The sequence below is a fragment of the Paenibacillus radicibacter genome, from assembly GCF_024721995.1.
Classification (GTDB): Bacteria; Bacillota; Bacilli; order Paenibacillales; family NBRC-103111; genus Paenibacillus_AM; species Paenibacillus_AM radicibacter.
On the sequence record NZ_JANQBC010000003.1, the window covers coordinates 64,552 to 86,366 of the forward strand.

General features: G+C 44.4%; 17 protein-coding genes. 4 read left to right on the forward strand and 13 right to left on the reverse strand.

The features are described 5' to 3' along the window. Nucleotides 1-8: 8 nt before the first annotated feature. Nucleotides 9-998 carry a UDP-glucose 4-epimerase GalE gene (gene galE / locus NV379_RS08050; protein ID WP_258206793.1) on the reverse strand — a complete coding sequence of 330 codons (990 nt, stop codon included), beginning with the start codon at nucleotides 996-998 and terminating at the stop codon, nucleotides 9-11. 66 nt (nucleotides 999-1,064) lie between these two features. After that, entirely contained in the window at nucleotides 1,065-2,249 is a 1,185-nt protein-coding gene (locus NV379_RS08055; protein WP_258206794.1) for a galactokinase, read from the reverse strand. 156 nt (nucleotides 2,250-2,405) lie between these two features. Between NV379_RS08055 and NV379_RS08060 the strand changes: the two genes are divergently transcribed. Then, entirely contained in the window at nucleotides 2,406-3,281 is an 876-nt protein-coding gene (locus tag NV379_RS08060) for an AraC family transcriptional regulator (protein ID WP_308860262.1), read from the forward strand. 82 nt (nucleotides 3,282-3,363) lie between these two features. On the opposite strand, the gene NV379_RS08065 is transcribed toward NV379_RS08060, so the two are convergent. The 7 genes from NV379_RS08065 to rluF form a co-directional block, all read right to left on the reverse strand. Beyond that, complete coding sequence (locus NV379_RS08065; RefSeq protein ID WP_258206796.1) at nucleotides 3,364-4,095, reverse strand: hypothetical protein; 732 nt, start codon at nucleotides 4,093-4,095, stop codon at nucleotides 3,364-3,366. A 200-nt stretch (nucleotides 4,096-4,295) separates the two neighbouring features. Next, nucleotides 4,296-5,258: an ABC transporter permease gene (locus NV379_RS08070; RefSeq protein ID WP_258206797.1), complete on the reverse strand. Its 963-nt coding sequence runs from the start codon at nucleotides 5,256-5,258 to the stop codon at nucleotides 4,296-4,298. Further along, on the reverse strand, nucleotides 5,259-6,338 hold the full coding sequence (locus NV379_RS08075) for an ABC transporter permease (RefSeq protein WP_258206798.1): 1,080 nt from the start codon (nucleotides 6,336-6,338) through the stop codon (nucleotides 5,259-5,261). Further along, on the reverse strand, nucleotides 6,322-7,872 hold the full coding sequence (locus NV379_RS08080; protein WP_258206799.1) for an ABC transporter ATP-binding protein: 1,551 nt from the start codon (nucleotides 7,870-7,872) through the stop codon (nucleotides 6,322-6,324). The genes NV379_RS08075 and NV379_RS08080 overlap by 17 nt, the downstream gene beginning before the upstream one ends. A 111-nt stretch (nucleotides 7,873-7,983) precedes the next feature. Further along, complete coding sequence (locus tag NV379_RS08085; RefSeq protein ID WP_258206800.1) at nucleotides 7,984-9,039, reverse strand: BMP family lipoprotein; 1,056 nt, start codon at nucleotides 9,037-9,039, stop codon at nucleotides 7,984-7,986. 254 nt (nucleotides 9,040-9,293) lie between these two features. Further along, nucleotides 9,294-11,684: a YcdB/YcdC domain-containing protein gene (locus NV379_RS08090; RefSeq protein ID WP_258206801.1), complete on the reverse strand. Its 2,391-nt coding sequence runs from the start codon at nucleotides 11,682-11,684 to the stop codon at nucleotides 9,294-9,296. Nucleotides 11,685-11,791: 107 nt separating this feature from the next. Continuing rightward, nucleotides 11,792-12,499: a 23S rRNA pseudouridine(2604) synthase RluF gene (gene rluF, locus NV379_RS08095; protein WP_258206802.1), complete on the reverse strand. Its 708-nt coding sequence runs from the start codon at nucleotides 12,497-12,499 to the stop codon at nucleotides 11,792-11,794. A 309-nt stretch (nucleotides 12,500-12,808) separates the two neighbouring features. On the opposite strand from rluF, the gene NV379_RS08100 reads away from it, so the two are divergent. Continuing rightward, nucleotides 12,809-14,533, forward strand: coding sequence for a methyl-accepting chemotaxis protein (locus tag NV379_RS08100; RefSeq protein WP_258206803.1), 1,725 nt, complete (start codon nucleotides 12,809-12,811; stop codon nucleotides 14,531-14,533). 88 nt (nucleotides 14,534-14,621) lie between these two features. Here NV379_RS08100 and NV379_RS08105 read toward each other — a convergent pair whose 3' ends face one another. The 4 genes from NV379_RS08105 to NV379_RS08120 form a co-directional block, all read right to left on the reverse strand. Next, a complete protein-coding gene (locus tag NV379_RS08105; RefSeq protein ID WP_258207172.1) occupies nucleotides 14,622-16,646 on the reverse strand; it encodes an ABC transporter ATP-binding protein in 2,025 nt (674 codons plus the stop codon). A gap of 93 nt (nucleotides 16,647-16,739) precedes the next feature. After that, the gene (locus tag NV379_RS08110) at nucleotides 16,740-18,482 is read right to left on the reverse strand and encodes an ABC transporter ATP-binding protein (RefSeq protein ID WP_258206804.1); all 1,743 of its coding nucleotides are present in this window, start codon (nucleotides 18,480-18,482) and stop codon (nucleotides 16,740-16,742) included. A gap of 674 nt (nucleotides 18,483-19,156) precedes the next feature. Next, a complete protein-coding gene (locus NV379_RS08115; RefSeq protein ID WP_258206805.1) occupies nucleotides 19,157-19,411 on the reverse strand; it encodes a hypothetical protein in 255 nt (84 codons plus the stop codon). 72 nt (nucleotides 19,412-19,483) lie between these two features. Then, nucleotides 19,484-20,854, reverse strand: coding sequence for a sodium-dependent transporter (locus tag NV379_RS08120; protein WP_258206806.1), 1,371 nt, complete (start codon nucleotides 20,852-20,854; stop codon nucleotides 19,484-19,486). Nucleotides 20,855-21,028: 174 nt separating this feature from the next. On the opposite strand from NV379_RS08120, the gene NV379_RS08125 reads away from it, so the two are divergent. Beyond that, entirely contained in the window at nucleotides 21,029-21,373 is a 345-nt protein-coding gene (locus tag NV379_RS08125; protein WP_258206807.1) for a LysM peptidoglycan-binding domain-containing protein, read from the forward strand. Nucleotides 21,374-21,507: 134 nt separating this feature from the next. Then, complete coding sequence (locus NV379_RS08130; RefSeq protein WP_258206808.1) at nucleotides 21,508-21,804, forward strand: hypothetical protein; 297 nt, start codon at nucleotides 21,508-21,510, stop codon at nucleotides 21,802-21,804. Nucleotides 21,805-21,815: the final 11 nt, after the last annotated feature.

Genomic DNA, 21,815 nt, shown 5'->3' on the forward strand with positions numbered 1-21,815 from the left:
ACCCCCCTTCATCCTCGGTATCCACGAGGATGAGATTTGTGCCAGCGCCACGCGCTGGACACGATGTCCCGCAGCTCCGGCTTTTGCGGGACCCAGCCGAGCTCCGCTTGCGCTCGGCTGCTTGATGCGACCAGCACCGCTGGGTCGCCAGCTCGGCGGCCTTGCACCGCCGCCGGAATTGGGTGGCCCGTGACATCGCGGGCCACATCGATCACTTCACGGACGGAGAATCCGCGTCCGTTGCCAAGATTGTAGACGGCGCTGTCCCCGCCGTCACGAAGCTTATACAGCGCGCGAACATGCGCGTCTGCCAAATCGCTCACATGAATGTAATCGCGGACACAAGTTCCATCTGGTGCCGCGTAGTCCTCACCGAATACCGCAATCTGCTCACGCTGTCCAAGCGCAACTTGCAAGATCAGTGGGATAAGATGAGACTCTGGTGAGTGATCTTCCCCGATCTTGCCGCTCTCATGTGCACCTGCTGCATTGAAGTAACGAAGCGCCACATACTTAATCCCATGTGCCACGTCGAACCAGCGCATCATGCGCTCCATAACGAGCTTCGTTTCCCCGTATACACTTGTCGGATCCGTGCGATCGCCCTCTTCAATCGGTACGCGCTCAGGTTCTCCATATGTTGCTGCTGTCGAGGAGAAGACGATATGCTTTACGCCGTGCTTATCCATCTGCTCCAGCAAGCAATTCATGCCTGTTACATTGTTATCGTAGTACTTGCCTGGTACCTGCATGCTCTCCCCAACCAAGGAATTCGCCGCAAAATGAATGACCGCTTCAATCTTATTTTCCGAGAAAACACGATCCATAAAGCTGTGATCCCGAATATCCCCTACTTCAAGCTTGCCGCCGAATAGCAGTGATTCACGATGTCCCTGCTGCAAGTTATCTACAATCACGACTTCCTCACCACGAGCAATCAGCTCTGCCACCGTATGGGAACCGATATAACCCGCACCACCTGTAACCATAATCGCCATCTTATTCTCCTCCTCTTTAGTTCACACTTTCATCTCTTCAAACCGATCAAGCCACACGTTTTCCTACTATTCCACGCGACGTACACCGTCACCAATTTTACTCACATAGAACTCACCTGTTAGACCTGTTTCTCGGTTATACGTATCGCCAACAATACGAATAAATTCTTCCACATGATCTTCATGTACAAGGGACACCGTGCATCCACCGAAACCTGCGCCCGTCATTCTCGCACCAAGTACTCCTGGCACTTGTAGAGCTGTATCGACCATCACATCTAACTCCCGACAAGATACTTCATACAGGTCACGTAAGGATTCATGCGACAACGTCATCATCTTACCGAACTCCTCAAGATTACCTTGACGAAGCAATTCCACAGAGCGCAGTACGCGTGCATTCTCTTCCACGACATGACGTGCGCGGCGCTGCATAACCTCATCTTCTAAGACGTGAGAAACTTCGCTATATTGTGCTTCGCTTAAATCCGCCAGCCACTTCAGGTTTTCAAGACCAGAAGCTTCCGTCCGCAGTATTTCCACGGCAGCTTCACACTGTCCTCTACGTTCGTTGTAAGCGGAATGAGCAAGCTCTCTACGCTTATTCGTATTACCGATTACCAATTGATAAGATCCACTTTCAAAAGGAACTTGATCATAATTCAAATCATTGCAGCGTAGTAGTACCGCATGATCTTTCTTCCCTTGCGCGATTGCGAATTGATCCATAATCCCGCATTTCACTCCGATATATTCATTCTCTGCCTGCTGAGCAAGCAGTGCAATTTGAGTACGATCAATTTCTCGATTTTCTTGATCCAATATTGCGTAAGCTGTCAACACTTCAATTGAAGCTGAGGAAGATAATCCCGACCCATTGGGTATATTGCCGTAGAACAACATATCAAATCCGGATGAAATTGCCTGCTCGTCATTTAGAAGTGAGATGACTCCCTTCGGGAAGTTGCTCCAGTCATCTGCCGCTTGGTAGTTCAGATCCGATAAGGATTTTTGTACAGTTAATGCAAATCCTTCCGATGCCATATTCAGCACATCATCTGTTCGACGTCGAAACAGTAGTGCTGTCCCGATTGTAAGAGCAGCCGGAAATACATATCCTCCATTGTAATCGATATGCTCCCCGATCAAATTCACACGCCCTGGTGCATGATACACAGCTATATCTGCGGCATTCCCTCCGTACAACTCGACAAATCGTCCCTTTAACTGCTCGATTAACTTCACTTCCATCTGACTCACGCCTCCCTATTCTCCAAACCTTCGATTCGATATTAAGTAATCTCAGTATACGGCAACATCAATCAACTCCCAATGGAATCTTGTTAGGTACACATGGAAAAATGTGACCTTGAGCGATATACTTAGATGAGGAGGTGCTTCATGTCCATGTCACAATCTATCCCTACATATAGCTATGTGGTTGCATCGAATCCAAATCCAGAACTTTCGCTTGATCCTGTCATTTTGTTTGCTGGAGAAAGCCAAACCAAGCCTGGGCATACGCTCGGTCCCAAAATGTTGGACTATTATTTACTACATACCGTACTTACAGGCAAAGGAACTTACACCTGCGCGGGGCAGACGTATACCCTTCAAGAAGGCGACAGTTTCCTAATCGAACCTGAACAACTCGTCACTTATGCAGCTGACCCATTCGAACCTTGGCACTACCGGTGGATCGCCTTCCGAGGCTCTAATCTCACTCCAATATTTCAAGCGATTGGACTCACTCCTGATCACCCTATTGCAAGGAAAGGTAGCAACCATAATCGGCTTACCGTGTTATTCGGGCGTGTTTTTACTGCATTTCGGCAGCGAACTCCTTTTGCTTCTCTAGAAGCATCAGGTAGTTTACAACTCATTCTCGCTTCCTATGGCAAAATCCTTTCCCATACGCAGCAAGTCGAGCAAACAACACCAACCCCTAGTACAGACATCGTCCGCCAAGCCCTGCGATATTTGTCCACCCAATACGCAGAGGAGATAACAATTGAGACGATGGCAGAAGGATTGGGCTACAATCGCGCTTACTTATCTCGCATCTTTAAAGAACAAACTGGTGTTACACCTGTCACATTCCTGCTCCATCTGCGCCTTGATCATGCACGGAGACTGCTGCGTGAGCGAATCCAACTAACAGTCGAACAAATCGCGTTCTCCGTCGGATTTCGCGATCCGCTCTATTTTTCCAAACAGTTCAAACGTATGTATAATCAATCTCCAACCGAATACCGCCAGCAGCAAGTAAATCCGCAAGTCTAATCCAAGACAAATCAATTAATATATTAAAAAGAACCTTTCCCCATTGAGTCGGAAAAGGTTCTTTCTGTTCTAGCATGAATACTTACATGAATAATTTCATTAACAAACTAAACACAATGCCATACACAGCTATCGTTGATCCAATAAACGCAATTCTTCGCTCTTCCTGTACCTCCATTAATTGATTTGCACCCATTACCGTCCAAATCAATGCAGATATCAACAAGATCATAAGCAAAGAGAAACCAACACTCATATTGATCAAAGAAACAATTCCAACAAGCACAAATCCAGCACCGGATGTAAGGTGCATGCCTCCGATTTTCACGGCTATTTCAATAAAACTAAGCTTTCTAGTTCCTAACCAATTACCAATTATGTATACCGTTCCAAGAAGAGCAGCAAGCGATAAAATACCCAGCAAGAACATTTTCCAAGCGATACCACTGCCAAAGGATATGCGTCCACCTGCCATCATCATTAAACTGCCAAATGAATTTCCCAGCATGTCTTCAATCTTATTCTGAATGATAATAGCCCAAATTAAAAATCCAACTATGGATGCAGCTATTCCTAATACTCCATATGTGAGATCTTTAGCTGGATCAAGTCGTAAACTCATTTGTGGATTTTTCAAAATCGTAAGCACCTTATTACCATCAATCTGCCCCACAGCTCGCTTTAAATCTTGCAACATCGGATTATCTTGAATTGCTTTCCCTTGTGAATCAGGAGCTACTGTTGCTGCAGCTTCATTACATAAATGTACCTCCCCTTCTTGAATCTTGTGACCACATTTTTCGCAAAACGCCAAATGAAACAACCCCCTATAAATTTTAACTTCCACAATTCCCCTAATAAGTGAAGTTTTTATTATTATGTACGAGTCTGTTATACGCGTCAATTCATTTATTTTATTATTATAATTATTAATCTCGATAATAAAAAAAACCTCTGCATTCGCCGCGAAAGCGAATTACAGAGGTTTGGTTGGTGTATAAGTTTGTTACACGCTTAACGTTTACCTGGATCGTACGGTTCACCGAGAGCGGAAGGTGCATTTGCACGACCTACTGCTCCAGCAAGTACTAGGATTGTTAAGATGTACGGCAACATGTAGATGAACTCAGCAGGAATGCTTCCAGACAAGCCATAGTTTTGCACAAGGTCTTTGATCGCTTGTGAGAAACCGAAGAAACACGCCGCGCCTAGTGCACCGACTGGATGCCATTTACCGAAGATTAATGCGGCTAGCGCGATAAAACCTTGGCCTGAGATCGTATTGTGGGAGAACGCACTTGTAGTCGTTAGTGTAATCGTCGCTCCACCTAGGCCCGCTAGAGCACCAGATAGCAATACACCGATATAACGCATACGAAGTACTTTAACCCCTACTGTATCCGCAGCACTTGGGTGTTCCCCAACTGCACGAAGACGCAAGCCGAATGGCGTTTTGTATAACACATAGTATGTTACAGCCACAAGAATGATCGCCAAGTACGTTGTCGGATAAGCATTGAAGAATACTTGACCGATGAACGGAATATCCGATAAGCCTGGAATGTACAGTTTACTAAACACGAATTCAATTGTATCTGTTTGTCCAGCTCCATCAAATAGTAGTTTTACCAAATAAAGCGTTACCCCAACTGCGAGGAAGTTAATCACGACACCGCTGACGACTTGGTTTGCTTTAAATCGAATCGACGCGACTGCGTGAATCCAAGAGAACGCCACACCAAGCACAATTGCAGCAATTAATCCGATATATGGGGAAACATTGCCTAAACCACTGTTTTCAGCATATAAAGTTGCAACAGCTGCACCAAACGCCCCTGCTACCATTAAACCTTCAAGTCCAATATTTACGACACCAGATCGCTCTGAAAAAATACCACCTAACGCAGCAAGAATCAAAGCAGTGGAGAACACGAGTGTCGTATTGATCGTCTGACCTAAGAGATCAAGCACTTGCATCTATACCACCCTCTCATCTTTTTTGCGCTTCAAGTAAATTGGAGCAATAACCCACTTCACAATACCTTGTGCAGCTACGAAGAAGATAACCGCACCAATAACGACACGAATAATCTCAGGCGGTACATCAGCAGCAAAGTGCATACCCGCCGAGCCATAGCTTAATGCGCCGAATAGTATAGCTGCAAAAATAACACCAATTGGGTTATTCGCACCAAGTAGAGCTACCGCAATACCGTCTAAACCATAACCAGGCAATGCTGCGGTAATGGACTGGGATTGGAACACCCCAAGTGTCTCGAACGTTCCTGCTAGACCTGCGAAGATACCTGCAATAAACATCGCTTTAATGACATTACGGTTAACATTCATCCCTGCATATTCTGCCGCATTACGATTGAGTCCAACCGCACGAAGTTCGTAACCTTGTTTTGTTTTCCATAAAATCAGATAGAACACGAGCGCCGCTAGAAGGGCGATGAAAATCCCCCAGTGCACACGTGCATTTCCCAACATCTCGGATAACCATTCGATCCGAATGCTAGCAGTCGGTGCAATGTCATAAGAACGCTGTTGACCTGGCTCTAGTAGGTAACGACCTACAATAAAGTTCGCAAGATACAGCGCAATCCAGTTAAGCATGATGGAAGTAATAACTTCGTTCACACCGCGTTTCGCTTTTAACCAGCCAACAAGTGCTCCCCATAGTCCCCCAAGAATCGCTCCGACAATAATCGCAAGCGGTGCATGAACATACCATGGCAGACCAAATTTAATCCCGATAAACGTAGCACCCGTCATACCGATAATGAATTGACCTTCTGCACCAATGTTAAACAGACCTGTCCGAAACGCAAATGCAACCGATAAACCTGTTAAGATAAGCGGTGCAATTTGACGTAACGTTTCACCAAAGTCATATACGTTCCCGAATACACGGGAGAACAATGCTCCATAAGCATCAATTGGATTGTATCCTCCAATTAACATAACAATTGCACCAGTTAAAAGACCCATAACGATGGCAACCAAAGGAACAACCAGTGAATCTTTTGCGATATATCTAATGACCCGATCCAACCGTTTCCCCTCCTTCGCTGCGGCGACTGCCCGCCATCATTAAGCCTAGTTCCTGATCCGTTGTTTCTTGCGGCAGCACTTCACCAACGATTTTACCTTCGTAAATAACGGCAATTCGGTCGGATACGTTCAGAATTTCATCCAGTTCGAATGAAATGAGTAGTACAGCTTTACCCTTATCACGCTGTTCAATAAGCTGCTTATGCACAAACTCAATTGCCCCTACGTCAAGACCACGAGTAGGCTGCGCTGCAATGATAAAGTCTGGGTTACGCTCGATCTCGCGGGCAATAATCGCCTTCTGCTGGTTACCACCAGATAGAGAGCGCGCTTCATTGTAAATGCTCGGTGTACGTACATCGTACTGCTTCACCAGCTTCTCTGCATGTACATCGATCGCTTTGTAATCCATGAATCCATTTTTGGAGAATCCCTCATAGAAGTACGTATCAAGAACCATGTTCTCACTCACAGTAAAATCAAGCACAAGACCATGCTTGTGACGATCTTCCGGAATATGGGACATGCCCTTCTCCGAAATTTGACGCGGTGTACAGTTCGTGATGTTCTGACCGTTAAGCGTAACTGCGCCGCCATCAACTTTACGAAGACCTGTTAACGCCTCGATTAATTGGGTTTGTCCATTGCCGTCTACCCCTGCAATACCCAGAATCTCTCCAGCTTTCACTTCGAATGAAAGACCGTTTAGGATGTTAACGCCTTGTTTGTTTTTATAGGATAGATCATTGACCTGCAGCACCGCTTGTTTAGGTGATGGAGGCTTCTTCTCCGTACGGAACGATACATTGCGGCCAACCATTTTTTCGGCAAGATCCTGCGGGTTTGTCTCTGTTTTCTTAACGGAATCAATTACTTTACCACGACGAATAATCGTTACTGTATCAGCAATTGCCATAATTTCTTTCAACTTATGCGTAATCAAGATAATCGACTTACCTTCACTCACAAGCTGCTTCATAATTTCCATTAATTTTGTAATTTCTTGAGGTGTCAGAACCGCTGTCGGTTCATCAAAAATGAGAACATCTGCTCCACGATATAGCGTTTTGACAATCTCAACACGCTGCTGCATACCTACTGAAATATCTTGAATTTTGGCATGTGGATCAATATCTAATCCATACTGCTCGGAAAGTTTACGAACTTTCTCAGCAGCTGTACGATAATCGATCTGCATCCCTTTCTTTGGTTCCATACCGAGTACGATGTTTTCTGTAACTGTAAACGGTTCCACAAGCTTAAAATGCTGATGGACCATCCCGATGCCAAGCTCGATGGCCTTGTTTGGGGAATCGATAAGAACTTTCTTACCGTCCATTTCGATGTGTCCTTCATCAGGCTGATACAACCCGAACACGATATTCATGAGCGTCGATTTTCCTGCTCCATTTTCTCCGAGTAGGGCATGAATCTCTCCCTTTTGTAACTTTAGAGAAATGGAATCATTTGCTACAATCCCTGGAAAACGCTTTGTAATGCCTACTAACTCAACTACTGGGTTTTCAACACTCATTATCTCACCTGCCATACTTGATCTTGATATTAACCAAAGAAAAGGCTAGTTCATGTTAAACTAGCCTTTTCTTCATGTACTATATTATATCGAATCTAACGCCTGGGTCAATTACTGAACGTCAGCAGGCACTTTGATTTCGCCGCTAACAATCTTAGCAGCTGCATCGTCTACTGCTTTAACAACATCAGCAGGAAGTGTCTTTCTAGAAGTATCAGAGATACCTACGCCTTGATCTTTAAGTCCAAGAACTGTAGTTGTACCACCAGCAAATTTACCATCAATTACTTCTTTAGTTACTTTGTGAACCGCTTGGTCAACACGCTTGATCATGGAAGTAAGAGTTACATCAGCACCGAATTCGATGGATTGGTCTTTATCTACACCGATAACCCAAACTTTCTTACCAGCTTTCAAACGATCTTTTGCTTCGTTAAATACGCCGTTACCAGTACCACCAGCTGCGTGGAAGATGATGTCTGCGCCAGAGTTGTAAAGACTTGCTGCTGCTGCTTTACCTACGTCTGGCTTACCGAAGTCACCCGCATAGTTGATCAATACTTCTGCTTTCGGGTTAGCTGCTTTAACACCAGCTACGAAACCAGCGTGGAAACGGGAGATAACTGGAATTTTCATACCGCCAACGAAACCAACTTTGTTAGTCTTTGTTGTCATACCCGCAACGATACCTACTAGGTAGGAACCTTCTTGCTCAGCAAATGTTACGGATTGTACGTTAGGCAATTCTACTACGTTATCGATCATTGCAAGTTTAGCATTAGGGTTTTGAGTAGCTGCATCTTTAACTGCTTTGTCAAGAAGCATACCAATACCCCAAGTTAAGTTGTAGTTACCTTTAACGAATTGATTTGTGTTAGAAGCAAAATCTGCTTCGGATTTACTCTCTAAGTATTTAACTTCAGCGCCAGTCTCTTTTTTAATTTGTTGAAGAGCTTCCCAAGCGCTTTGGTTAAAGGACTTATCGTTAACCCCGCCAACGTCAGTAACCATTCCGAATTTGAAATCTTTACCTGAGTTGTCACTCTTAGGCGCTTCAGATGCCGCAGGCTTGTCTGTGCTTGGAGCAGCAGTTTTGCCACCGCAACCTACTAGTGCTAAAGAGAATGCAAGCACCAATAAAAAAGACACGTTAAAAAACTTTTTCATGAACTTTTCGACCTCCAATTAATAATATGGATGTTCTGTGCTACAACTATTTTGTGTAAATAGTACCAAAATTATGTAGCACACAAAACATTTTCTCTATACAAACACATTATAGTATAACCAAGGGTCAGTAGGAAGCGTCTAAAACGATAATCTTCAAAAAAACTTAAGATTTGTGACAATGAAAAGGGAGTGAAAGCCATGATATGACTCCACTCCCTGCATTTAGTCGAAACGACGTAAATTTTATGAACTTAATTCACCATACCATCTTGCAAAATGGAACGAATCTGCAAGAATCGATAGAATGCACTTGCTGCTTGCGCACGAGAAACTTCCTGATGGGGTTCAAATTTACTATCGGATAGCGTCATAATCCCAAGCCCTACGATAATCGCTGCTTCACCTGGTGCCTTTACTTCAGTACGATCGCTGAAAGTCTGGTTGAACATCGCCTCGTACTGGGACAATTTCTTAAGTCCTAGTCCTCGTGTAATTAGCTGAGCCATCTCTTCGCGTGTCATCTTCTGATCCGGATTAAACTTCTCTCCTTTATCAATCAAGCGACGATCGAGTGCTGTCTCAATATAGGCGAAGTATTTGCTGCCATTGGCTACGTCTTTGAAAGTAGCCTGACGAGCTAGCATCTCAGAACCGAAATACATGTTACCACCATTCATCGCTGTAACGAGCATCTTCACCATCTCGCCCTTCGTAATCGGCGAATCTGGACTTACTTTACCATCTTTCACATCAAGAGCTTGATAGTCGAGCATGAGCTGAATGGCATCTTTAGCCCAGTGTGCATCAATATCGGTCACTTTTACTTTCTCAAGTGTAATAATCTCGCCTGTTGAACTGCTCTTCCATGAACCTGTTGTCGCATCTAGGTAATACGAATCACGCTGATATTTGTTCGTAAGCTGGTAGATAAGCTTCGCTTCTTTCGCTTCTGCTTTACCACTTGGTACTCGCATATCACCAGCAGCCATCATCACTTTATATCTTTCAATTGGGATATTGCCAGGCACATCCCAAGGCTGTACATACACAAGCTCTACATCATATTGAGATAATAGTATTTCTTGCGCTTTATCTGCTGCGATCACGGCAGGTTTCTTCGTTGGATAATTCGTCATGTTCATGTTGCTATAGTAATTAATGATGTCACCTGTCTCTTTATCAAGTGCCAGATGAATCGAATTATAGCCCACTCGAACACCATCACTCACATGATTAAAGTTCATCTCATACAAGCGCGAAGTTGGTAATGGTTTCGGCATATTCTCGGATTGAATCGTAACGATCTCTTCCTGCAGAGCTGAAAGAATCAACTCATTCGTATAGTGAGGGGCATTCTTCTTCACGAATTCAATTGCTTTACTTTTGGCTTGTTCAACAGATACCTTAGTCGCAAACTGTACAGGCTTTCCTGTTACAGGATCGTTATTCTGAACGTTGAGATTATATGACATGATCTCGCCCGTCTTCGCATTTACCTGTGCCCATGCACTGTTTCCACTTGGATAGCCCATCTTCTCTTCTTTATCCTCTACCACATTCCAGTTCAAGTTCCAACTGCTCATCATCTCGCCTGTTTGCTCATTCTTATTCTCGCTGTAATTGGCATTCTGCAGTGTCATATTCGCTGGTAATTTAAAGGAAGAAGTGATTCTAGCAACGGCTTCTTCTTTGGACAAATTCAAATTTGCCTTAGGTTTGTCCGCAAGTGGCTGGTCGGTTAGCGGTTTAAGATTCAACTCTGGTAATTTAACAGATCCACCATCCCAAATCTGACCTGTCTTCGCATCAAGCATCACATTGTTCATGTTGTATCCAACATACGGCGTTTTCACAGCAGCTTGGTATGGAATTTCATAAAACAATTCTGGCTTCATCTTATCCCGGAACGCTTTTTTGGCTGCTTCGAGTGTGATCACATCCGTTTTATTCTCAAACTTTGCTTTATCACTCCAGTTGAACGTGTAGCCGACAATACGACCATCACCATCAACGTTTACTCCAATAGAGTCTTGAGGGAACTTCACGCCATTTACCGTACGAACGTAAGTATAGTTATAACGCACATCTCCATTTAACGGGGGACGTTGGTCTTCGTCAGCTATACCGCTATATTGCAGTTGGCTTTGTTCGCCTGGATTCATTTTCTCAATCCACTTCGCTGCTAGCTCTTTGCCTGCTTTAAAGTCCACTTTAGGAGGGAAGGCAGGCTTGCGATCCGGATCATTCTCATACATATTCATACCGAGAACACGACCTGAATTGGCATCTACCATGTAGTTGATACTGCCATAATATCGGTTTCCTTCACGCTTATTAAAACTCACATGCCATACGCTGCGATCATAACTGTCATTCCAACCTTCATTGAGATTCACAGATTCCAGTGCATACCCTTCCGGTAACCCCAGCACTTTCTTCGCAGTCGCAATTGCTTCGTCCTTGGAAATCTTCGTCTTTATCTTGGACTCGTCAACAGGAGTGAGTTTCGGTTGTGAAGTGTTTGATGTTACATTGCTGTTTGCTGGTGCAGAAGCTGCTGTCTGTGCGAGCGCACCTGATACTGAACCAAACATTAATGTTGATGCAATTGCTGTTGTACCTACCATTCGAAGCAATTTCAACCCAATCGGCCCCCTTTTATCCTCATACATAATTGAACTTCAGTCATATAGACGGAGGTCTCTTGGAAAAAGTTACTACGTTTGAAGGTAATTTCAGAAAATATTTTTTAATTGGAAGGTTGCTTGTAATTCAGACTATGAAATAGATCGTCCAGCTCGCCTTTTGTTAAATCCCGCCACTGTCCAACACGTAAGTTTCCTAGCTTCACATTCATAATCCGTACCCGACGTAATTTACGAACCGAAAATCCAAATGCGCTGCACATCCGTCTGATCTGGCGATTGAGACCCTGTGTCAGAATGATACGGAACGTATAGTCATCCACTGGAATGACTTCACATGGCTTTGTCATCTGCCCAAGTACACGAACACCTGACGACATCCCTTTAATGAAATTAGGCGAATACGGACGATCTAATGTCACAACGTATTCTTTCTCGTGATTATTTTCCGAGCGTAACAATTCATTCACAATATCCCCATCGTTCGTAAGCAGGATCAATCCATCTGAATCTTTATCCAATCTTCCAATTGGGAAAATGCGCTCTGAATGGTTCACAAAGTCAATAATATTCCCACGAATATGCCGCTCTGTTGTTGATGTAATCCCTGTCGGTTTATTCAGTGCAATGTACACGAAGTCCGGACGCTCGCCGATTCGTTTACCACTCACTTTCACTACATCCCCTGGTTCAACAACTGAACCAAGCGCAGCTATCTCTCCATTAATAGTGACGCTGCGAGATTCGATTAGTCGATCCGCCTCACGCCGTGAACATATACCTGTCTCTGCAATATATTTGTTAATTCGCATAGTAGCTCCTTTACGTCTGACCAAAATATATATGACTTTTTTTCGATTATGCTTGATTTGCCAAATGACTTCAAGTTTTGACCGAATAGAAATCGCTTTCAAGCTTATATTCAATGTGATGTCAAGTATTGTTTCCTTTTTAATTTATAGTTAATATACATTTATTCTCATTACTTTTTTAACCAACATCATTCAACAAAGACATCCCATAAATTGACCATTGTAAAGGGGGACAATAGCAATTCACTTCTTTATCATCTTAGTTGACTAATAAGAACTATTGTCAGAATTTACAGAGGAGCTTGCATAATGAAAATCATGAATCTACTTACGAATTTAAAGGTGTCAGCAAAGATTTACGTACTATTCGGTATATCCCTTTTCTTCATGGCAGCGATTAGTTTGGCTAGCTACTTTTCGATTCAAAGTGTAGGTCAACACTCCATTAGAATGTATGATGATAAGTTAGTACCGAATAATCTCATCTCAACAATCTTAGTGAACGATGCGAAGATTAATTTCTATGAACTTGAACTTATTGCTCTAACCGAACAAACGAAGAAGCAAGAAAACATGAAGAAGATTAATCAACACATTGCCGAGAGCCAAGAAGCAATGAAAAGCTTTGAATCTCACGCGATGTCAGATCGCGAGAAAGAACAGCTTGATATTTACAAAGCCAAACTGCAAGCAAGTGAGTCTCATCTCAAGCGCTATAACGATTTAGCCTTGCAAAATAAAAGTGATATTGCATATGCCATTTTTACGACGAATGTACAGCCACTGCGTAATGAGATGGTAGAAGCTTTAACACAAATTACGAAATTTAACCAAGAGGATGCAGATGCTCTAAATACAAGAAACCACTCCGATCTAAAGCTTTCAACAATCTGGAGTATTATAGTATGGGTATTCTGTTATGCAGTCTGTGGTACTGTTGGTTATCTCATCATCAAAGTCATTAGAAGGCCAATCCATGAAATTGGAGGCTTAATGAAAAAAGCACAGCAAGGGGACTTAACAGTACAAGGGACTTATGAATCCAAGGATGAATTAGGCCAGCTTACGACCGATTTTAACTTGATGATACAATCTCAAAGAAAAATTGTAATCAGTATCAGCCAAAATGCAGAAACATTATCAGCTAGTACCCAAGAAATGCTCGCAGGTGCGCAGCAATCGACCGAAGTTAATACCAAAATCGCTGCGGATATGAACCAAGTAGCAGAAGGCGCAAACATTCAATTAGTCAATGCGCAAGAAAGCGTCCGTTCAATGGAAGAAGTCGCTGTCGGTATTCAGCGTATTGCCGAATTTTCTTCCAATGTATTGGAATCGTCGGTTGATGCAGCTCAGAAAGCGAATGAAGGTAACATTTCGATTCAACGCGCAATTGGGCAAATGGCGGCGATTCGTGAAACGGTCTATGAATCATCCGTCGTTACGCAACAATTAGGCGCACGCACAAATGAAATCGGAAAAATTACGCAAGTTATTTCTAACATTGCAACGCAAACCAACCTACTCGCACTTAATGCAGCTATTGAAGCCGCACGTGCTGGTGAGCATGGGAAAGGGTTTGCCGTAGTAGCCAATGAAGTAAGGCAGCTTGCAGAGCAATCCAATCAATCCGCTAAAGATATTATTACATTAATTCGCTCCATTCAAAAAGAAAGCGAACAAGCTGCTGCCATGATGACCAAAGGTAATCAAGTCGTAAATGAAGGTACCTTGATCATGGGTGAAGTCGGACAAGCCTTCGACAACATCTTAAAGCGCGTCGAGCATGTGGCTGATCAAATGCAAGAAGTATCTGCTGCATCGGAGCAAATGTCCGCAAGTAGCGAAGAGATTACAGCATCTCTGAATCAAATGGAAGATATATCTGTTCAATCTAATACCAATGTTCAACATGCTGCATCCGCTTCACAAAGCCAGCTCATTGCGCTTGGGGAAGTGAATCATGCACTTACGGAAATGGCAAGCATGGCACAAGACTTACAAGAGATGACGACTCGATTCAAAACTCATTAAGAAGAGAAACGCTGATATGAATTCAATATCTAAAAAAAGCAACGAACTTCGGCATATTGCCTTAGCTTCGTTGCTTTTTGTTTATCCTCTATTCCGCTGCACGTAGGCTCACTTTATCGGGTTCAACTGCCGCTGCACTTGCTGGTGCAAGTGTTGGTGCAGGAGCAGCTCCTCCACCTTGCTGCAATTGATACATGTTAAAGTAACGACCCTTCTGTGCCATAAGTTCCTCGTGATTACCACGCTCTACAATTTCCCCACGGTGCAAGACCAGAATTTGATCGGCACTTCGAATCGTGGACAAACGGTGTGCGATAATAAACGTCGTTCTTCCCTTTTTCAATACTTCTAGCGCGTCTTGAATGACGGCTTCTGTCTCTGTGTCAATGCTCGCTGTCGCTTCGTCCAAGATTAGAATCGCAGGATCGAAGGCGAGTGCGCGAGCAAAGGATATAATCTGACGCTGACCTGCGGATAAGGTGCTTCCTTTTTCAATAACCGGCTCATCAAATCCGTTCGGCAAGTTATTGAGTACACGCTTGGCACCTACTGCGTTTAGTGCAGCATCTACTTTCTCACGCGTAATCGCAGGATCGTTCAAGCTTACGTTGTTCGCAATTGTACCTGTAAACAAGAACGGGTCTTGCAATACAATCCCCATATGTTGTCGAAGCATCTGCTTCGGAATGTCTTTCACATCTTTACCGTCAATTGTGACCTTTCCTTGGTTCACATCATAGAAACGGAACAGTAAGTTCATAATCGAGCTCTTACCCGAACCTGTATGACCCACAAGTGCCACGGTCTGACCTTGCTTCGCTTCAAAGGAGATATTCTTCAAGACATTCTCATTCTCAATATAGGCAAAAGTGACTTGATCGAACTTCACATTCCCTTTGTAACGCGGAAGTGTACCCTCTGCAACATCTGTTCCTTCTTGATCCATAAGCTCGAATACGCGCTCCGCGGAAACAAGTGAGGACTCTAGCGTTGCAAGCTGGTTCACCATACCAACAATCGGTTGGAATAGACGGTTCATGTAGTCGATAAACGCATAGAGCACACCGACTGAAATGACCGTACCTACACCTAATGATGCCCCACCGAAGTACCAGATTAGCAGCACGAACGCAGCGTTACGCAGCACACCGACCAAGTTATGCGACGTTAAGGAATTCAGGCGCTGCATCTTGCGTTGGTGCTGGTAATAATCTTCATTGAGCTCTTCAAACTCTTGCTTCGTTTCTTTGCCACGACGGAAAGCACGAATAATCGGCATACCCTGAATCGATTCATTTAACATCCCATTCATATCACTTAGACGGGAGCGAATAACACGGTTATACTTGCTCGCAAACTTGCGGTACACGACAATCCATACAAACAAGATTGGAATGACAACCATACACGCAAGACCTAGCTTGTAGTCGAGCAAGAATAGTGCGCCGAGAATCCCGATCATGTAAATGGAACCGGAGAAGAATTGCGCGAGTACGGTTACGAACAAGTCTTTCACCGCTTCAGTATCGTTCGTAACACGGGATACAACCTTACCTGCTGGCAAGTTATCGAAGTAATTGATCGGCATCCGATGAATTTGCTTATACACATCGCCGCGCATCCGCTGAATAACTCGGTTCGCAGACGTCTGCATCACATATTTTTCACCAAATTGGAACACCGATGCCACGATCAAGAGTCCCAAGTAAATCAAAATTAACTTCACTAACCCTTGAATTTCGGGCTTATAAAATTGATACAACTCCGTACCACTTAGCACATATGCAGGGTACGTGGTCGATTGACCCGCTTTCGTCACAACGAGTGTATCCCCGTTAATCTTACGCTCACCATCACTTACAAGCGGGCTCTCAATTAATGCAAACTGTCTACCGGCTTGAAGAACACGTACTTCTTGACCGAGCGGTTGCCCCTCTGGAATGCGATCCCCACGTATATATACCTTTCCTCTAAAATCTATTTCATAGGAAGGATTGCTACCCGGATTTGTTACGACATACCACTTCTTCTCGATCCCGAGAATGTGCGTATCAATCATTGTCTTCGCAATGAACGGACCTGTTAACTCCGCTGCAACTGTAATCGCTAGCATGACTAGCGAAAGAATAAAGCTCTTCTTATACAATAAGGCATAATGCCATAATCGACGTCCTACTCCCTTACTCACGTACGTTCACCTTCTCTCTTAGCCCAAATCGGCTTCTGCCTGTTGGCGTTCATATTGTTCTTTGTACCAACCGCCTATTGCGATTAGTTCTTCATGTGTACCCTCTTCTACGATTCGCCCTTCATCCAGTACAACAATGCGACTTGCATGCTGGACAGCAGATAGACGGTGTGTAACGATCATGGTCGTCTTCCCTGCACGTTCACGGCGAATGTTCGAGATAATCTTCGCTTCTGTACGTGCATCCACAGCCGACATCGCGTCATCTAATAGTAATATTTCCGGATCTGCGATAAATGCCCGTGCGAGCGACACACGCTGTTTCTGACCGCCTGAGAGGGCAACACCCTTCTCCCCAACAAGCGTCTCCATACCTTGCGGCAACACCGTAATATCTTCTGAGAAGGAAGCTAGATCAAGCGCATGCATCACGTCAGCGTTTGTTGCATCCTTTTTACCGAAAAGAATATTCTCGCGCATCGTCTTTGAGAACAACGTACTGTCTTGCGGCACATAGCCGACAAAACCAAGCAATTGATCCATCGCAAGTGTATCAATCGATTTACCGGACAAGGTAATTTGTCCGCTCGGCACCGGATATTCACGCAGAAGTTGCTTGATTAGCGTTGTTTTACCAGAACCCGTACGTCCGACAATTCCAAGCGTTTCACCGCGCTCGATCTTGAAGTTAATCTGCTCTAGATTGTTAACTTCAGAGGATGGGTAACGGAACGTGACATTGTGGAATGCCAGCTGACCCGGTTTATCCATATGGACAACCTGATCACGATCCGCCACATCCGGTTTATAAGCGAGTGTCTCATTCACCCGATCTAGTGACGCTCCACCACGCTGCATGACGTTCATGAGCTCACCCATCGCGAACATCGGCCAGATGAGCATCCCGAGATAGACGTTGAAGGATACAAGTTCGCCGAGCGTGATTTCATTGTGAAACACCAAGTACGCACCGTAACCCAAACCAATTAAGTAAGAGCATCCAACCAGAATCTTAATCGTAGGATCAAATAAAGAATCGATCTTCGCTACCGCTGTATTTTTCCGATACACATCTTGTGTAAGATCTTCAAATCTGCCTTCATCTGCTTTCTCTTGCACATAAGCACGTACAACGCGCACACCAGCAACAGACTCTAGAACCGCATCATTCATCGTTCCGAAAGAGTCTTGTGCAACGGTAAATCTGTTGTGCAAGATCGAGCCAAACTTCTGCATTGCAATTGCCATAAGCGGCAGCGGCAGTAGAGCTGCCAGCGTTAATTTCCATGAGATAAAGTAAGCCATCGTCACGAGAATGACGAGCAAGAATGCGGATGAGTCGACTAAAGTCAGAATTCCGAAACCTGCTGTAATCGACACTGCGCGCAAATCATTCGTCGCTCTCGCCATTAAATCGCCTGTACGATTACGCTCATAGAATGTCGGTGTCATCTTGAGTAAATGAGTCATAAATCGTGAGCGAAGCGTACGCTCTACCAAGAACGCACCGCCGAATAGCTTCGAAAACCAGACAAAGGTCACCGCATATATCGAAATAATGAGTAGCGCGCCCACACCTATGTAAATCCATAACTTATCACTTGTCATCGTGCCAAACTGAATATCATCAATCGCCATACCGACAAGCTTAGGAGGAATAACCTCCAGTACACCTGCCAAGATTAGAAACGTAATCGCGATCGTATAGCGCTTCCACTCTTGCTTAAAGTACCAACCTAATTTCCCTAAAACATCAAACAATCTGTTCACTCCCCCATCTCGAGCGTGTTCAATAAGTCGGGTTGCTACGAAGAATGAAGGTGCTTCCGGTCGCTGTCTCAATCGTGAATTTTGAATTTATTTAATGGTATTTTCACGATTTCAAAGGCGAGCGCTACGCTCCTTCAACACCCTCATTCTTCTTCGCTTAACTTTTTGAACACGCGCATCTAGTCCTATCATTTGCAAATCCGCCATCACGGCAGCCAATATCGCCAAACCTTATCCTTACATAGCTACAAAAAAAGACGCATCGCGATAGTTACGATACGTCTTCATCCATATGTATCCGCCAAGTAATTGAGAAATACCCGTTAAATGGAATTTCATCAAACACCTAGAGAGACCCATATCAATATAAAAACGCAGCGCTCCTGATCAATCAAGCAACACTGCGTCCGATATGTGAGTTCAGTTAAAAGCCAATTGGCTGTACCGAAGGACGGGTTGCTATTTCGATATTCAATTTTCTACCTACAATCTTGATGATGTTGTACATCGAAATCCCACCTTTCGTTATTATTTGTTACAGCTCATGAACCGAATTCTAGCATCGGTCGAAATATTTTGTCAATGAATTTTTTTGATAATTTTACCTTTATTCGCAAAAAGGCACATGCAGGATAGTTACTCCCACACGCGCCTTCGATGGTTGATTATGATAGCTGATCTAGGTCTTCATGCTCGCTACTCAGCGCTTCTTCTAACCGATCAAGTGCCTCTGTATTCGGATCTCCATGGGCTTGTTCTACTGCATGTTCCGCCTTGGATAGTGAATTACGGGCTTGCTCAATTGTCTGCGACGTCGGATGACTCATCGCTTGAGAAATCGCATTATACGCATGATCAATCGCATTCTGAGCATCGGAAATCGGATTCTGCGCTTGTAAGCTTGTATCGTTATCTGGCATATACTTCCCTCCTATCAGCTAGTAGGATGCGGCAAATAAGCGATAGCTATGCACGGATCAACTTCAAATTCGTTAAACGATAATCCAATCAAGAAGTCCTGTCGATGACAAGAACACAAGTACGATCAGAATCGGTGTAATCACGCAGAGTAGGAATCTCCAAATCTTATACCAGATACCTTGTAGTCCTGCTTCCTCGCCTGCTTTCTTCCACACATAACCGGCAAAAATTGTCCCCGCAAGTCCACCAAGCGGTAGAAGAATATTCGATGCGATATAGTCGATAATATCAAAAATATTTTTCCCAAAAATATGGATATCACTTAATACTCCTCCGACAGATAATGCAGCAGGCACACCAAGGGCGAATACAACAATCGTTGTATACACAGCTGCCTTCTTACGGCTCAAGTTCCACCTACTCATGACATAAGCCGTTGGTACTTCAAGTAAGGACACCGCCGATGTCAGTGCCGCCATCGCCAGTAAGACGAAGAATAGTCCGCCGAACAACGAACCGAACGGCATAGCGGAGAACGCCGCAGGCAGTACGACAAATACGAGTCCCGGCCCTTGTGCCGGTTCAATGCCAAACGCGAATGTTGTTGGAAAAATAATAAGTCCTGCGATGAGCGCATACGACAAATTTCCGAGTCCTACGGCAATAGACGCAGTTCCTAGCGATTGCTCTTTTTGCACATAAGAACCGAATGTAATCATCGCACCCATCCCCAGTGACATGGAGAAGAACGCAAGTCCCATCGCTTCAAGAACGGAGTGTCCTGTTAGTTTAGAAAAGTCAGGCTTTAGGAAAAATTCCACTCCTGCCCCTGCACCCGGCAAGCGAAGTGCTTGTACCATTAAGAACAATAATACGATCACAAGTCCTGGAATCAGTACTTTATTGAACTTCTCAATCCCACTGGAAACTCCCTTAAGGATGACGAACAAACAGATCGCTAGAACAATAAATTGCCAGAAGACCGGTGACCAGCTGCCTGTGAACGCTTCGAATTGACCATTGTAATCTGGATTCGAAAATAAAGAGCCACTGAACGATTTCACTGCATAATACACCGTCCAGCCCGCTACTACGCTATAGAAAGATAGGATCATGAACGCGGCAACAACCCCGATTAATCCCGAACCTGCCCAGAACTTTGATCCTGATAATTTGTAAAAGGATGATGATGCGTTCCCTCTTCCTCCGCGGCCAATCGCAAGCTCCGCAATGAGTACGGGTAAAGCAATGATGATGAGGCACAGAATGAACAACATGAAAAAGGCGCCACCGCCGAATTTTCCTGTAATATAAGGGAATTTCCACAAGTTCCCAAGTCCCACAGCGCTGCCGATTGCAGCAAAAATAAATCCAGCCTTACTAAACTGGTCCCCCGGATTGGAAGGACCTGCATCCGATGGATGCGCTTGTTGCTTGTTCATAATAACTCCCCAGTCTCTCATATGATGTAGGCACTAATCGTACAACTTTTCAGTTATTGATTCAAGTTTCGGAAATATTGGGATATTATGGGCATTTAACCAACGCCATTCACCCACCTACCTCATATATTGCCTAAAAGATAAACTCTTTATTGAAAAAGGAGCGATTCTCATATGCAGACGTATGTCGTACAATCAGGCGATTCTCTTTATTCCATCGCCACAGGGTTTGGTGTAACGGTTGATGATATTTTGCAAGGTAATGAATTAGATGGGTCTCATATCTATGTGGGGCAGCGACTCACCATTCCACAGCCAAGTATATTCCCACCACCTCCCCTTCCACTCCCTCCTTTTCCTCCAGGATCTAATCTGGAGCAGCGGGTAAACAGGCTTGAACGCGAGCAGTTTCGGATGTCGCAGGAGATTAATCAATTGCAGCAGAGGGTGAACAGACTCGATGTGAGGGTGCGGAGATTAGAGGGGCATGGGGGAATCATATTCGGGGCTGAGGGGTAAAGTCAGAGGAGAGATGTGAGAGTTGATTCGAAGGTGACTTGAATGATGCTATTGGGCTGAGACGACGAGTGACCCATCCCATTCCATCGCTAGAACGCCGTGTCCCTTGATTAGGTTACAGGGGTGGGGACACTATGTTCAAAAGGCGACCGCTTCGCTTTCCATGGGAAGGGTCGCTCTCTGTCTCTGCTTCGAAGCAGGGATTGCCCCTCATTTTGGGGCAGGAGGGGCGCAAAAAACCAGAGCGCAATGTATTGCGGCTCTGGTTTTTTGTGTACTTCGTGGGTAAGCACTGCTCCGAAGTCAAAGAGCATCACCTGTTCTACGAGCAAGTGATAGCAGCTAACCGCCCCATTACTCAAACAACAACCCTCTCCATGAAAGCGATGCTGTACAAATATCTATCTCCTACAAGCCAGCGCAACTACTAAGCGACATCTTT

Excerpts from the sequence above, each read along its gene's own strand:
- galE (WP_258206793.1), bottom strand. The coding sequence starts at position 998 with ATGGCGATTATGGTTACAGGTGGTGCGGGTTATATCGGTTCCCATACG.
- NV379_RS08055 (WP_258206794.1), bottom strand. The coding sequence starts at position 2,249 with ATGGAAGTGAAGTTAATCGAGCAGTTAAAGGGACGATTTGTCGAGTTG.
- NV379_RS08060 (WP_308860262.1), top strand. The coding sequence starts at position 2,406 with ATGTCACAATCTATCCCTACATATAGCTATGTGGTTGCATCGAATCCA.
- NV379_RS08070 (WP_258206797.1), bottom strand. The coding sequence starts at position 5,258 with ATGCAAGTGCTTGATCTCTTAGGTCAGACGATCAATACGACACTCGTG.
- NV379_RS08080 (WP_258206799.1), bottom strand. The coding sequence starts at position 7,872 with ATGAGTGTTGAAAACCCAGTAGTTGAGTTAGTAGGCATTACAAAGCGT.
- NV379_RS08085 (WP_258206800.1), bottom strand. The coding sequence starts at position 9,039 with ATGAAAAAGTTTTTTAACGTGTCTTTTTTATTGGTGCTTGCATTCTCT.
- rluF (WP_258206802.1), bottom strand. The coding sequence starts at position 12,499 with ATGCGAATTAACAAATATATTGCAGAGACAGGTATATGTTCACGGCGT.
- NV379_RS08100 (WP_258206803.1), top strand. The coding sequence starts at position 12,809 with ATGAAAATCATGAATCTACTTACGAATTTAAAGGTGTCAGCAAAGATT.
- NV379_RS08105 (WP_258207172.1), bottom strand. The coding sequence starts at position 16,646 with ATGCTAGCGATTACAGTTGCAGCGGAGTTAACAGGTCCGTTCATTGCG.
- NV379_RS08115 (WP_258206805.1), bottom strand. The coding sequence starts at position 19,411 with ATGCCAGATAACGATACAAGCTTACAAGCGCAGAATCCGATTTCCGAT.
- NV379_RS08120 (WP_258206806.1), bottom strand. The coding sequence starts at position 20,854 with ATGAACAAGCAACAAGCGCATCCATCGGATGCAGGTCCTTCCAATCCG.
- NV379_RS08125 (WP_258206807.1), top strand. The coding sequence starts at position 21,029 with ATGCAGACGTATGTCGTACAATCAGGCGATTCTCTTTATTCCATCGCC.
- NV379_RS08130 (WP_258206808.1), top strand. The coding sequence starts at position 21,508 with ATGTTCAAAAGGCGACCGCTTCGCTTTCCATGGGAAGGGTCGCTCTCT.